11 protein-coding genes are annotated in these 12,917 nt (G+C 71.3%); 5 read left to right on the top strand and 6 right to left on the bottom strand.

Translation table 11 applies throughout. From position 1 onward, the window contains the following. Window positions 1-421: 421 nt before the first annotated feature. On the bottom strand, window positions 422-1,252 hold the full coding sequence (locus JF597_RS22565) for a DUF2993 domain-containing protein (protein ID WP_293997540.1): 831 nt from the start codon (window positions 1,250-1,252) through the stop codon (window positions 422-424). Window positions 1,253-1,283: 31 nt separating this feature from the next. After that, on the bottom strand, window positions 1,284-1,907 hold the full coding sequence (locus JF597_RS22560; RefSeq protein WP_293997538.1) for a TetR/AcrR family transcriptional regulator: 624 nt from the start codon (window positions 1,905-1,907) through the stop codon (window positions 1,284-1,286). Between the two features lie 139 nt (window positions 1,908-2,046). Between JF597_RS22560 and JF597_RS22555 the strand changes: the two genes are divergently transcribed. Continuing rightward, window positions 2,047-3,654 (top strand): MFS transporter, encoded by a 1,608-nt coding sequence (locus JF597_RS22555; protein ID WP_293997536.1) that lies wholly within the window; start codon window positions 2,047-2,049, stop codon window positions 3,652-3,654. A gap of 112 nt (window positions 3,655-3,766) precedes the next feature. Here the strand turns inward: JF597_RS22555 and JF597_RS22550 are convergent, their stop codons facing one another. Both JF597_RS22550 and JF597_RS22545 read right to left on the bottom strand, forming a co-directional pair. Beyond that, window positions 3,767-5,350, bottom strand: a complete 1,584-nt coding sequence (locus JF597_RS22550; RefSeq protein WP_293997534.1) for an IclR family transcriptional regulator C-terminal domain-containing protein — start codon at window positions 5,348-5,350, stop codon at window positions 3,767-3,769. 103 nt (window positions 5,351-5,453) lie between these two features. Next, the gene (locus JF597_RS22545) at window positions 5,454-6,731 is read right to left on the bottom strand and encodes a M6 family metalloprotease domain-containing protein (RefSeq protein WP_293997724.1); all 1,278 of its coding nucleotides are present in this window, start codon (window positions 6,729-6,731) and stop codon (window positions 5,454-5,456) included. A 413-nt stretch (window positions 6,732-7,144) separates the two neighbouring features. Between JF597_RS22545 and JF597_RS22540 the strand changes: the two genes are divergently transcribed. Then, a complete protein-coding gene (locus JF597_RS22540; protein ID WP_293997532.1) occupies window positions 7,145-7,795 on the top strand; it encodes a TetR/AcrR family transcriptional regulator in 651 nt (216 codons plus the stop codon). 251 nt (window positions 7,796-8,046) lie between these two features. After that, window positions 8,047-9,585: an MFS transporter gene (locus JF597_RS22535; RefSeq protein WP_293997529.1), complete on the top strand. Its 1,539-nt coding sequence runs from the start codon at window positions 8,047-8,049 to the stop codon at window positions 9,583-9,585. A 54-nt stretch (window positions 9,586-9,639) separates the two neighbouring features. Here JF597_RS22535 and JF597_RS22530 read toward each other — a convergent pair whose 3' ends face one another. Beyond that, window positions 9,640-10,152 carry a MarR family transcriptional regulator gene (locus tag JF597_RS22530; RefSeq protein ID WP_293997526.1) on the bottom strand — a complete coding sequence of 171 codons (513 nt, stop codon included), beginning with the start codon at window positions 10,150-10,152 and terminating at the stop codon, window positions 9,640-9,642. Between the two features lie 151 nt (window positions 10,153-10,303). Between JF597_RS22530 and JF597_RS22525 the strand changes: the two genes are divergently transcribed. After that, entirely contained in the window at window positions 10,304-11,095 is a 792-nt protein-coding gene (locus JF597_RS22525) for a class III extradiol ring-cleavage dioxygenase (protein WP_293997524.1), read from the top strand. Between the two features lie 13 nt (window positions 11,096-11,108). Here JF597_RS22525 and JF597_RS22520 read toward each other — a convergent pair whose 3' ends face one another. Further along, the gene (locus JF597_RS22520) at window positions 11,109-11,627 is read right to left on the bottom strand and encodes a GNAT family N-acetyltransferase (protein ID WP_293997522.1); all 519 of its coding nucleotides are present in this window, start codon (window positions 11,625-11,627) and stop codon (window positions 11,109-11,111) included. Between the two features lie 238 nt (window positions 11,628-11,865). Here JF597_RS22520 and JF597_RS22515 point away from each other — a divergent pair, with 238 nt between their 5' ends. After that, window positions 11,866-12,882: a sigma-70 family RNA polymerase sigma factor gene (locus tag JF597_RS22515; RefSeq protein ID WP_293997519.1), complete on the top strand. Its 1,017-nt coding sequence runs from the start codon at window positions 11,866-11,868 to the stop codon at window positions 12,880-12,882. Window positions 12,883-12,917: the final 35 nt, after the last annotated feature.

Here is a 12,917-nt window from a genome sequence, read left to right as displayed (position 1 = left end):
CTGTGTGTCGCGACTTATTTCGGAATGCGGTCCTCATGTCTTGATCATCAGTCAGAACAGGTACACACGCCCACGCTGAGCCGGAAAGGAATGAAGCCGAGAAGAATGGGCCATTCATTGAAGCGGGACGTTGGCTACGACGGCGTCTGGCTGTTGATGCTGCAACGCTGGCCGACGCAACCGAGGACAGGCCCTGACCTGCAGCGATCCGCTGAGCGTTCCCGAATCGACGGGTATGCGTTCCGGAGCGATCTCCTGGCCACCCGCTGACCTGCGGCGGCGGAGTTCTCTACAAGCCCCACGAAGGCGGGGTGTGGCCGCCATCGGTGGCGGTCCCTGACAGCGTAGCGGATCAGCGAACGGCGGTGGGGCGAGGTGGGGGCCCGAGGCGTGGTCGGGCTGGGCACGCTGGGTGCTCGGCTCATGTGGGCAGGCGGGGTGAGTCGTCTGAGGTTGGTGTGTTCTGCGTGGTGTCGGCGGCGTGGAACGTGACCGATGTGCCCGAGAAGTGGGCCGTGAGGCCGGTCTCCGTGGCCGTGGCCGAGCGCAGGTGCAGGCCGTCGGGGATGTTCTGGAGCTGGATGGGCTGCTCGAAGGCCTTGTCGAGGATGGTTTGCGCCGGCCCGGACACGAGGCCGGCCGTGACCTTGAAGTTCTTGAAGGTGATGCGGTTGCCGGGAGCTGCGGAGAGGGTGGTCGTCGCGGTGACGGTGTTGCCGAGAAGGAGGGTGGCGGTCGCCCTGAGTTGGTCGGGGCGGCTGCCCTGGGAGATCTCCAGGCCGAGGGTGTGGGAGATGTCCGGGTAGGTGAGGAGGGCGGTCGCCTGGGCCGAGCGGGCCCGGGCCTGCTGGTCGTCGTCGGACTTCGTCAATCCCCTGAGGTGCAGGGAGAGTTCGCTGACCGGCAGGAGGCCGGCCGTGTCGTCGGCGGGGATGTCGTGGGCGGTGACGTCCACGTCCCGCAGGCGGCCGGCCGCTATCTGGGTCAGGACCGGGAAGCCGTGCACGTGGACCTCCGGCGGCAGCGGGGTGTGCATGCCCTGCTGGAAGGCCTTGGCCGCGCGTGACTCCACGTGTACGGCCATGAAGCGGTCGACGGCGACGGGGATCAGGAGGAGGGGAAGCAGGGCGGCGACGGCGATGACGGCCGGGCGTCGGTTCTTGTCGCGGCGTACGGCGGGCGGCTCGTAAGGCTCGTAGGGCTCATGCGACTGGTAGGGCTCGTAGGGCTCGTACCGGTGGGGCTGCTGCATGCGGGTTCCTTCAGTGGGGAGCGGGGCGGGTTCACGTCGTGGTGTGCAGGTGGTGGACCGTGGCTGTGGCACGGGCGTTGTCGACGCCCGCGGCGATGAGGGTCGTGGTGGCGGCGGTGGGGCCGTCGTTGGTCCAGGGGGTCGAGTCGGAGGTCTCCAGGAGGGACAGCAGGTAGGCCTCCAGGGCCCGGCTGAGCGGGCCGGGCGGGACGGTGGTGTGGAAGACGCCCTGCCGCTGGCCCTGGGCGAGGATGCCGGCGACCGCGGTGCGGGCCGGTGTGAGGACTTCGGTGACGCGGTGGGCGCCCAGGTCCTGGCGGGCGAGGTTCACGAGCACGAGGTAGCGGTCGGCCGCCGGCCACAGCGTGAGGACGAAGCAGGCCAGGGCGGTCGCCGGGTCGGGGGACGGGGTGCGGCTGGCCTCGCTCGCGAGCCGGACCGCCTCGGCGGCGTCCGCGGCGAGCCCTTCGACGAGTGCTGCCCGGCCCGTGAAGTGGACGTAGACGCTCCGTCGGGCCACCCCCGCGGCCTCGGCGATGTCGGCGAGGGTGCAGTCGGGGTCGCGGCCGAGTTCGAGCCGGGCCGCCTCCAGGATGCGGGCGCGGGTGCGCGGAGCGGTGTAGGGGCGAGTTCGGAGGTGCGTGGGGGTGGTCACGTCGGTGGGTACCTCGGACGCGGATGGACGGGGCTCTCGATAGTTGCACACCGGCGAGCAATAAAATAGCGTGCACATCGATGGGTAATTAAGTGAGGCCCTCGGCCCCTCGTGCAACCCGCGTCCCTGGGAGACTTCCGTGCCGTTTCTTGCCAACACCCCCGTCGAGAAGATGAGCGAGCCGTATCCACGGCGCTGGTGGGCCCTGATCGTGCTGTGTCTGAGCCTGCTGATCGTCGTCATGGCGAACACGTCACTGATCGTGGCGGCGCCGGACATGACCACGGACCTGGGGCTGAGCAGCAGTGATCTGCAGTGGGTGATCGACGGGTACACCGTCCCCTACGCCGCGCTGATGCTCGTGCTCGGCTCGATCGGGGACAAGTACAGCCGTCGCGGCGCCCTGATCCTGGGCCTGCTGGTCTTCGCGGGCGGTTCGGTGATGGGCAGTCAGGTGCACCACACCGATCTGGTCATCACCGCCCGCGCGATCATGGGCGTGGGGGCGGCTGTCGTCATGCCGGCCACGCTGTCGCTGCTCGTCGCGATCTTCCCGAGGCATGAACGGGCCCGGGCCATCACCGCGTGGACCGCGACGTTGGGGCTGGCCATCGCGGTCGGGCCGCTGGTCGCCGGGTGGCTGCTGGAGGACCACGCCTGGGGTGCGACGTTCCTGATCAACGTTCCGATCGCCGTCGTCGCCGTCTTCGCCGCCCTCGCGCTCGTGCCGCCGTCCAGGGCGGAGGACCTCGGCCGGATCGACTACGTCGGCGGGCTGCTGTCGATCGTGTCGGTGGGCAGCCTCGTCTACGCGACCATCGAGGGCCCGCACTTCGGCTGGGGGAAGGGCCCGGTCACCGCGGCGGTCGTCGCGGGTGTCGGGCTCGTCGCGTTCGTGGGCTGGGAGCTGCGGCATCCGCACCCCATGCTGAACGTGCGGAAGTTCGGCCGGCGCCCGTTCTCCGGGTCGATGCTCGCGGTGCTGTTCTTCTTCTTCGGCACGTTCGGCGCGATCTACTACGCCACCCAGTTCCTCCAGTTCGTCCTCGGCTACAGCGCGCTGGAGACCGGCGTACGGCTGCTGCCGCTGGCCGGGGCGGTCTTCGCCGGCGCCGCGATCACCGGGCGGCTCACGCCGAAGCTGGGCATGAAGCCGATGGTGGTGGCCGGGATGGTGATCGGCACCGTCGCCGTCTTCCTGCTCACGCGGGTCGACAAGGGCTCCGTCTACACCGACTTCCTGCCGACGATGACGATGCTCGGCTTCGCGATCGGCCTCAGCGTCTCTCCGGCGACCGACACCATCATGGGCTCCTTCCCCGAGTCGGAGCTGGGAGTGGGCGGCGGCGCCAACGACACCGCGCTGGAGCTCGGCGGGTCCCTGGGCATCGCGATCCTGGGCTCGCTGCTCGGCACCGCCTACCGGGACAGGCTGACTGGGCTGGTGGGCGGCCACCTCCCGGCCGCCGCGCTGGACACCGCCAAGGACTCGGTCGGCGGCGGGATCGCGGTGGCCGAGCAGGTCGCGAAGAACCCGGCCGCCGGCGGACCGCAGCAGGCCCAGGCCCTGCTCGACGCCGTCCACGAGGCCTTCGCCCACGGCGTCGCGCGGACCAGCCTGATCGGCGGGATCATCATGGCCGCCGGGACGATGATCGTCCTCGCCGTACTGCCCGGACTCCGGGGTGAGGCCGGGCCCGAGGAGACCGCCGAACCGCAGGAGAAGGAGCGGGCCGGCGTCGCCTGAACCGGGCGCCTCCTCCCGGGGGAGCGGGCGTCGCCTGAGCCGCGCACCCCCGGGCATCGCCGGAGCCGTGCCGTCCCCCCGGGCGGACCGTGCGCCCAAAGGCTCCGGCGGCTCAGGACAGCGGGACGCGCGTGAAGCGGGACGCGATGTGGAGGTCGTCCTGGACCTGGGCCGCCGTGGCGTGCAGGGCGGGCAGTACCTCGCTCACGCAGTCCGCCAGGGTGCGGCGGGCCGCATGGGTGGCCACGTTCACGGCGGCGACCGGGCGGCCCGCCCGGTCCCGTACCGGTACCGCGATCGAGCGCAGACCCGACTCCAGCTCCTCGTCCGCCAGGGCGTACCCGCCCGGCTCGGCGAGGCCGAGCAGGGCCCGGCCGAGCGCCGTACGGCTCGCCGGCAGGCGGGTGCCCACGGTGATGTCCACCGTCAGGACCCGGCGCGCGGCCGCCACCGCCACGTACTGGATCTCCGCCGGACCGGTCCCCGGGACCAGCACCGCCAGCGCCGTCGGCTCGTCGAGCCGGTCCGCGAGGGCGCGCAGCCGGGGGGCCGCGAGGCGGGAGAGGGTGGTGCGGGACAGCGGGGGGTAGCCCAGCGACAGCACCCGCGGGGTGAGGGCGAACTCGCGGCCGTCCGCGGTCACCAGGCCCAGGTGCTCGTACGTGATCAGGGCCCGCCGGGCCGTCGCCCGGGCCAGGCCCGTCGCCTTCGCCACGTCCGTCAGGGTCAGCGCCGAGCGGCCCTCGCCGAAGGCGGTGAGGACCGTCAGGCCCCGGGCCAGCGATTCCACGAAGTCGCGGCCGAGTTCGTGCTTCGAGGCGGTGGTCCACACGGCGAGGCCGGCGGGTGGCGGGCCGGGCTCCGCGGGCCGGGCCCCCGCCTCGCGCAGCTCCGCCTCCATCGCCGTCACCGCCGTACGCAGCCGGGGGAGCAGGGTCTCGCGCAGGTCCGCCGCCGTGTGGCGGCTGGTGTGGCTGACGACGCTCGCCACGCACGCGATGCGCCCGGTGCCCGGCTCGCGCACCGGGACGGACACCGCGACCAGGCCCGGTTCGACCAGCTGGTCGTCCAGGGCCCAGCCGCTGTGCCGGGTCTCCTCGGCCCGCGCCTCGAAGTCGTCGGCGGCGGCCGGGTTCCGGGGCGGTACGGCGGGGAAGCCCGCGTCGGTCGGGTCCGCGGCGCGCCTCGCCCGCCAGGCAGCCCACTCCCGCTCCGTCCACTCGGCCGCGAACAGCGCGCCGGGGGCGGTGCGTTCGGCCGGCAGCAGGTCGCCGATGCGGAAGCTGACGGACATCGCGCGGCGCCGGGTCGCCTGGTGGATGAACCGGATGCCGTCCCGGTCGGCGACCGCGAGGGAGACCGACTCGTCCAGTTCGTCGGCGACGGCGTCGGCGTGTCCGTCCAGGAGCGCGGGCAGGCGCAGGGCGGCCAGGTAGGCGTTGCCCAGTTCCATCACGCGGGGGGTGAGCACCGAGTCCCGGCCGTCCGGGCGGACGTAACCCATCCGGGAGAGGGTCGCGGTGATCCGGTCCACCGTGGAACGGGCGAGGCCGGTACGCCGTTCCAGCGCGCTCGCGCTCAGCGTGCCGCCCGCCTCGGTCAGCGCCGCCAGCACCGCCACCCCCCGGATCAACGGCGTCACCGCCTCGGCGGGCGGCTCCTCCGCCACGGGGGACGAGGACAAGGGGGCGGTCATCGACTCTCCGGCTCCGATACGACGGTTCCTGCGATCTCTGCGATCTCTGTGATCTATGCGATCTGCGCCCACCGTAAACCGTGCCCCGCCACCCCCACCGCCCCTACCCCCGAGTCACCCGCACCCGGTAGTTCCCCTCCCCGTCCACCCCCGTCACCACCACCTCGATCCCGTGCGCGGGATCCTTGAAGCTCTCGCCCGGTCCGAACGGAGCGTCGGAGAGCTCCGCCTGGACGTTGGGGCTGCGGGTGCAGCCGCCGGTGTCGCGGTGGGCGTCGTACACCTTGATCGGTCCGCGGCCGGTGTCGACGTTCGCGTCGACCTTGTAGATGAGGACGCCGGGGTGGCAGATCTCCTCGTCGTTGCCGCCCGGGGTGCGGACCTCCAGGGCGTAGCCGGTGCGGGCGTCGACGGGCACGAAGACCAGTTTCCTCCCGCCGGGGCGGGAGAGGGGGGTCAGCGTGTACTCGGTGCCGCCGCGGGCCGCCGCGCAGCTGACCTGGTCGGGGTCGAGCCAGCCCAGCTTCCACTTGTGCCAGGCGAGGAGGTCGTTGTCGGCGCCCCAGTCCTCGCTCATGATGTCCCAGTGCCCGACCGCGCCCCCGCCCTCCTGGGTGTAGAGGTCGGGCAGGCCGAAGACGTGGCCGTTCTCGTGGGGGAGGACCCGGTAACCGGTGCGGGCGTAGGAGCCGGAGCCGTCGTCCTGGCGGGAGTAGACGAAGGAGGCGTTGGAGACCGGCGTGCCGTCGGCGACCGGGGCGTCGCCGTTGCCGGCGAAGGTCACGGACAGCACGGTGTCCAGGGCGGAGGGGCCGGCGTTCGGGGTGACCAGCACGTTCAGGAGGTCGTACGACCGGAAGTCCACGTCCGGGTCGGCGGCGGCCACGATGTCCTGGACCAGTTGCCGGTAGCCGGGGTCGAAGGGGGCACCGCGCTCTATGCCGTACGCGCTGAACGGCTTCGGCATCCGCAGCCAGTGGTCGATCGGGGCGTCCGGCCGGTAGTCGAGCTTCCCGTAGGAGGCGGTGCGGAACCACTCCTGGGTCTGCGGGAAGAACTCGTGGTAGCGGTCGAGCGCGCTGCCCTGGCCGGGCGCGTCGGGGAAGTCGACCATCAGGGTGAGGGCGTGCACGGTGCCGGTGGAGCGGGAGTAGCCGCCCGGGGTGGGGACGCCCTCGGTCATCTGGATGTCGCGGCCGCCGCTGATCATGCAGGGGCCGTAGACGGAGGAGCGGGCCAGCGCGATCGGGCCGGCGCCGGCCGGTGTGGGGGCCGCCGTGAGACGCCCGGAGCCCGCCGAGGTGCCGACCGCGAGGATCAGCGCGGCCACGGCGGCGAGGCAGACCGCACGGCGGGGGCGTATGCGACGGCCAGGCGGTATCCCGCGACCCCGGGCCGGGGCCGGGCGCCGGGACGGCGGCGTACGACGGCGCGGCGAGCTGTGGAGGTGCGGGAGGTCCGTGCGGCTCCGAAGTGTCAGTAGGCGAAGGGGTATACGGCGGCGGGCGGGTATACGGCGGCTGGGCTGCGGCTGCATGCACGGACCTTTCGCGCCACGGCAGCCGCCGGTCTCCGACTGCACCCTTTGGATCACCCTGTGTCGGCGGGGCGGCGGGCGCGCGCTGGAGGGGCCGATCGTGGGATCCGCCGAAGCGAGAGGGTGTGACTCAGGTCACGTGAAATTCGGGGAAGGCGGGGAAATAACCGGGGACCGTCTCCCCGTTTAGACCTGTGTCCGCGCGAAACGGGGAGCGCCTCCCCGGATCGCGGAAGCCCGTAGACCAGGAGTACGCCGTGCAGACCGCGACCGCCCTCCCCGCCGTGCGCAAGGCACCCCGGCCCCGCGCCGACGCCCTGCGCAACCGGGAGCGGATCGTCACCGCCGCCCGCGAGATGTTCACCGAGTACGGCCCCGACGTGCCGCTCGACGACATCGCCCGCCGGGCCGGCGTCGGCAACGCCACGGTGTACCGCAACTTCCCCGACCGCGACGCGCTCGTCCGTGAGGTCGTCTGCTCCGTGATGGACCGGACGTCCGAAGCGGCCGAGCTGGCGCTCGCGGAGACCGGGGACGCCTTCGAGGCGCTGGAGCGCTTCGTGCACGCCGCCGCCGACGAGCGGGTCAGCGCGCTGTGCCCCATGGTCTCCAGCACCTTCGACAAGAACCACCCCGACCTGGAAGCGGCGCGTCAGCGGTGCGAGCAGCTCATCGAGCAGCTCATGGACCGCGCCAAGGCGGCCGGGCAGCTCCGTCCGGACGTGGGCGTCGGCGATGTGATGATCGTCGTGGCTCAGCTCAGCCGGCCTCCGTTCGGCACCGACTGCCTGGTCAGCGACCGCTTCGTCCACCGCCATCTGCAGCTGTTCCTGGACGGACTGCGGGCCCCGGCCCGCTCCGCCCTGCCGGGCACGGCCGTGACCGTGGAGGACCTGCGCCAGGCCTGAACGACCGAGAGCGACAGCACAGTCCCGTAGGGGCCGATCAGTTCCGGACCGAACACCGGTCCCACCTCACACGGCCCTGGTTCCGCACCGAACACGCGGTCCCTGTTCCGCACTGATCACGCGGCCCTGGTGCCGCACCGAACACGCGGTCCTTGTGTCCCGCGCCGACCACCCAGCCAGCGCTTCACCGATCCGTTTTCCCGTCACGAACCATCGACTTTCCGTCATGAAGTCACGAAGTGGGTACCCCCATGTCTGAAACAGCCGCCAAGGCTCCTGGCGCACCGGCGCAGTCCGGTGATGCCAACCGCTGGAAAGCGCTCGTCTTCATCGCGCTCGCCCAGCTGATGGTCGTCCTCGACGCCACCATCGTGAACATCGCGCTGCCCTCCGCCCAGTCCGACCTGGGCATCTCCGACGGCAACCGGCAGTGGGTCGTCACGGCCTACGCCCTCGCCTTCGGTGGCCTCCTCCTCTTCGGTGGCCGTATCGCCGACCTGTGGGGCCGCAAGCGGGCCTTCGTCATAGGCCTGACCGGCTTCGCCGCGGCCTCCGCGCTCGGCGGCGCCGCGACCAGCGGCGCCATGATGTTCGGCGCCCGTGCCCTCCAGGGCGTCTTCGGCGCCATGCTCGCCCCGGCCGCGCTCTCCCTGCTCGCCGTGATGTTCACGGACGCCAAGGAGCGCGCCAAGGCCTTCGGTATCTACGGTGCGATCGCCGGTGGCGGCGGCGCCGTCGGCTTCATCCTCGGCGGCGTGCTCACCGAGTACCTCGACTGGCGCTGGACGTTCTTCGTCAACATCCCCTTCGCCATCGTCGCTGCGCTCGGCGCCTACTTCGTCATCCGTGAGCCGGAGGGCGGCCGCAACCGCAACCCGCTCGACATCCCCGGCGTGCTCCTGTCCACCCTGGGCCTGGTCTCGCTGGTGTACGGCTTCACCCGCGCCGAGTCCGACGGCTGGGGCGACGCCACCACCGTGGGCCTGTTCGTCGCCTCCGCGGTGCTGCTGATCGCGTTCGTCGTCACCGAGATGCGGGTCAAGGCCCCGCTGCTGCCGCTGCGCGTGGTCCTCGACCGCAACCGCGGCGGTATCTACCTCTCCCTCGGCGTCGCGATCATCGCGATGTTCGGCACCTTCCTCTTCCTGACCTACTACCTCCAGGTCATCAAGGGCTTCTCGCCGATCAAGACCGGCTTCGCCTTCCTGCCGATGATCGCGGGCATGATGATCGGCTCCACCCAGATCGGCACCCGGCTGATGACCCGGGTCCCGGCCCGGGCGCTGATGGGCCCCGGCTTCCTGGTCGCCGCGGCCGGCATGCTGGTCATGACCCAGATCGAGATCGGCTCGTCGTACGCCTCGACGATCCTGCCCGCGATGGTGCTGCTCGGTCTCGGCATGGGTACGGCGTTCATGCCGGCCATGTCCCTGGCCACGCTCGGCGTCGAGCCCCGGGACGCCGGTGTCGCCTCCGCGATGGTCAACACCTCGCAGCAGGTGGGCGGCGCCATCGGCACCGCCCTGCTGAACACGATCGCCGCGTCCGCGACGACGTCGTACATCAAGGACCACATCGCGACCGCCACCTCCAGGTCCCAGCAGCAGCTGGTCCAGATGCAGGGCGCGGTGCACGGCTACGCCAACGCGATCTGGGTCGCCGTCGGCATGCTGGTGCTGGCCTCGGTGATCGTGGTCGCCCTCGTCAACGCCGGCAAGCCGGAAGCCACGCCGGTGGCCTCCGGGGACGGCGCGGAGGACGAGGTGGCGGTCCCGGTGATCGCCCACTGAGCCTCTGAGCGAACGACCGTAGGGTACCCGCACGCGGACCTGTCCCTGAGCTCCTCAGCGGAGCCAGGGCAGGTCCGCGCCCGCTTCGTCGGGCTGCAGGCCCTCGGCGACGATCTGCATGATCTCGCCGAGGGCCTGCTGCTGTTCCGGCGTCAGCCGCTCGAACAGCGCCTGCCGTACGGCGGCCACATGGCCCGGCGCGGTGCGCCGCAGCACCTCGGTGCCCTCGGCGGTCAGGACGGCGAACTGGCCCCGCTTGTCGGAGGGGCAGTCCTCCCGCCGTACCCAGCCGTTCTTCTCCAGGCGGGCGATGGCGTGCGAGAGCCGGGACCTGGTGATCTTGGCCTTCATCGCCAGCTCGGTCATCCGCAGCCGTCCCCCGGGAGCCTCGGCGAGCCCGACGAGGAGGCCGTAGTAGATGTGCGGCATCCCCGCGTCACGCTGGAGCTGACGGTCCAGATGGTCCTCCAGCAGGGTCGTGGCGTGCAGGTACGAGCGCCAGACGCGCTGTTCGTGGTCGGTGAGCCAGCGGCTCTGCGTGGTGGCGGATCCGGATGCCGTAGTCATGTGTCCCACTGTACGAGGCCTCTCCTTGAAACTTAAACAAGTGGGGCGTAAACTGAGGCACGGAAAGCTTGAGAGTTAAAGCAGTCGTCGCGTGAAGAGTCGAAGGATGGGGGCCGGGAAGGCAGCCCGGCACCCGGAGGGAGCCGCCGCCATGTCCGCCGCCGCACCGGAGCGCATGCCCGCCCTCTATCTGAGCCACGGCGCGCCGCCGCTCGCCGACGACCCCGTCTGGCCCGGCGAGCTCGCCGAGTGGAGCGCCGGCCTCCCCCGTCCCAAGGCGATCCTGATGGTCTCCGCCCACTGGGAGGAGGCCCCCCTCGCCCTCGGTGCCGTGCGGACCGTCCCCCTCGTCTACGACTTCTGGGGATTCCCGAAGCACTACTACGAGGTGCGGTACGAGGCCCCCGGCGCGCCCGGGCTGGCCGAGTCCGTGCGCAAGCTGCTGCGCGCCCCCGGCACCCCCGTGCAGGACATCCCGGACCGCGGTCTCGACCACGGCGCCTACGTGCCCCTGGTGGAGATGTTCCCGGCCGCCGACATCCCCGTCCTGCAGATCTCCATGCCCACCCTCGACCCGGTCCGCCTGATGGAGATCGGCCGCCGGCTCGCCCCGCTGCGCGACGAGGGCGTGCTGATCGTCGGCTCCGGCTTCTTCACCCACAACCTGGCCGCCCTGCGCCACACCGGAGGCGGGGTGCCGACCTGGTCCTCCGAGTTCGACGACTGGGGGCACCGCGCCTTGGAGAACCGTGACTGGGACGCCCTCCTCGACTTCCTCGACAAGGCCCCGGCCGGCCGCTACGCCCACCCGCGCACCGAGCACTTCGCCCCGCTCTTCGTCACCATGGGCGCGGCGGAGGCGGGCGGCGAGCTGGACGCGCAGAAGTCGGTGATCGACGGGTTCTGGATGGGGATGGCGAAGCGGTCCGTGCAGTTCGGGTGAGCTCCTCGCGCCGTCAGAGCGGGCGCTCGTACCAGGCCACGTCCCAGTAGCGGCCGAACTTGCGGCCCACTTCGCGGTACGTGCCGACGTACCGGAACCCGAAGCGTTCGTGCAGCCGGGTGGACGCCTCGTTCGGCTGCGCGATGCCCGCGTAGGCGCGGTGCACGTCCTCGCCCGCGAGCGCCTCGAAGAGGGCCTTGTAGAGGAGCGTGCCCACACCGCGCCGGCCGGCCTGCGGGGCGACGTACACCGTGGTCTCCACGGAGGTCGCGTAGGCCGGTTTCGCTCGGTAGGGGCTGGACGTGGCGTACCCGAGAATCTCCTGTGAGTCCGCTGACGTGGCAACCATCAGGCGGTACGGGCCGTCTTCCGGGTGGGAGAGCAGCCACGGACGACGCTCTTCCGGCGTGAAGGCCACCGTGTCGAATGTGATGGGCGTCTCACGAACGTAGTGATTGTAGATCTCCGTGAGGGTTACGAGGTCCCCCTCGGCTCCCGGTCTGACCTGCACCTCTGTACGTTCTGACGGCACCGCGCCTCCTCACGTGGTCGCACAGGGTACTGCATGATCAGAAAAATCGGGGGGCAGCATGGGAATTCTGTCCGGATTCCAGTCGTTGTTTCCTTCAGATGCCGGGCACTCGACGACAGTCCGAGGAGTTCCAGAAGTGGAGTTCCGGGGCGCTGCAGTCCGAGTGCCGAGCATTCGCTGAAGGACCGAGAAGAACCGACAGGACCACCCGCCCGCCCACCATCGCAAGGGAGCACGCATGGCAACCCGTGCCGTCGCCCGTCGTCAGTCCGCCGCCACCGGCGAGACGGCCGACTCGGCAAGCAGTGTTCGCGCCCATGGCGTTCGCGGCCATGGCGGCGAGATCGCCGACCGCGATCTGGTCGGCATGTACCTCGACGAGATCGCGCGCACACCGCTCCTCGACGCCGCCAAGGAAGTCGAGTTGTCCCAGACCATAGAGGCGGGTGTGTTCGCGCGGCAGGTCCTCGACGGCGAGGAGGAGTCCGCGTCCGACGCCACCCGCGAGGAGCTGGAGGCGCTCGTCGCCGCCGGTGAGCGGGCGAAGGACGTCTTCATCCGCTCCAACCTCCGCCTGGTCGTGGCCGTCGCGCGGCGCTACCCGCGCAGCGGTCTGCCGCTCCTGGACCTGATCCAGGAGGGCAACGCCGGCCTGGTGCGAGCCGTCGAGAAGTTCGACTACCGCAAGGGCTTCAAGTTCTCGACGTACGCCACCTGGTGGATCCGCCAGGCGATCACCCGCTCCATCGCCGACCAGTCCCGCACCATCCGGCTCCCCGTCCACCTGGTGGAGGAGCTCGGCCGGATCCGCCGCGTCCAGCGCGAGTTCAACCGGGAGAACGGCCGCGACCCGGAGCCCGCCGAGATCGCCACCGAGCTCGGCTCCACGCCGGAGCGCGTGATCGACGTGCTGGACTGGGCCCGTGACCCGGTCTCGCTGAACATGTCGGTGGACGACGACGGCGACACCCAGTTCGGCGACCTCCTGGAGGACACCTCGGCGGTCAGCCCCGAGCAGTCCGTCCTGACCCTGCTGCGCAGCGAGGAACTGGACGACCTGATCGGCCGCCTGGACCAGCGCACGGCCTCGATCATCAAGATGCGGTACGGCATCGAGGACGGCCGTGAGCGCACGCTGACCGAGGTCGGCAAGGAGCACGGCCTGACCCGTGAGCGCATCCGCCAGATCGAGAAGCACGCGCTCCTCGAGCTGAAGAAGCTGGCTCGCTCCACCGGGTTCGAGCCGGCGGCGTAAGGGAGTTGTACGGGGGCAGGGGGTTCGCACGAGTG

Source organism: Streptomyces sp. (assembly GCF_019510245.1).
In the GTDB taxonomy this organism is placed as follows: domain Bacteria; phylum Actinomycetota; class Actinomycetes; order Streptomycetales; family Streptomycetaceae; genus Streptomyces.
The sequence above is the reverse complement of the archived record's forward strand: the minus strand, read 5'-3'. Positions and strand labels throughout refer to the sequence as shown.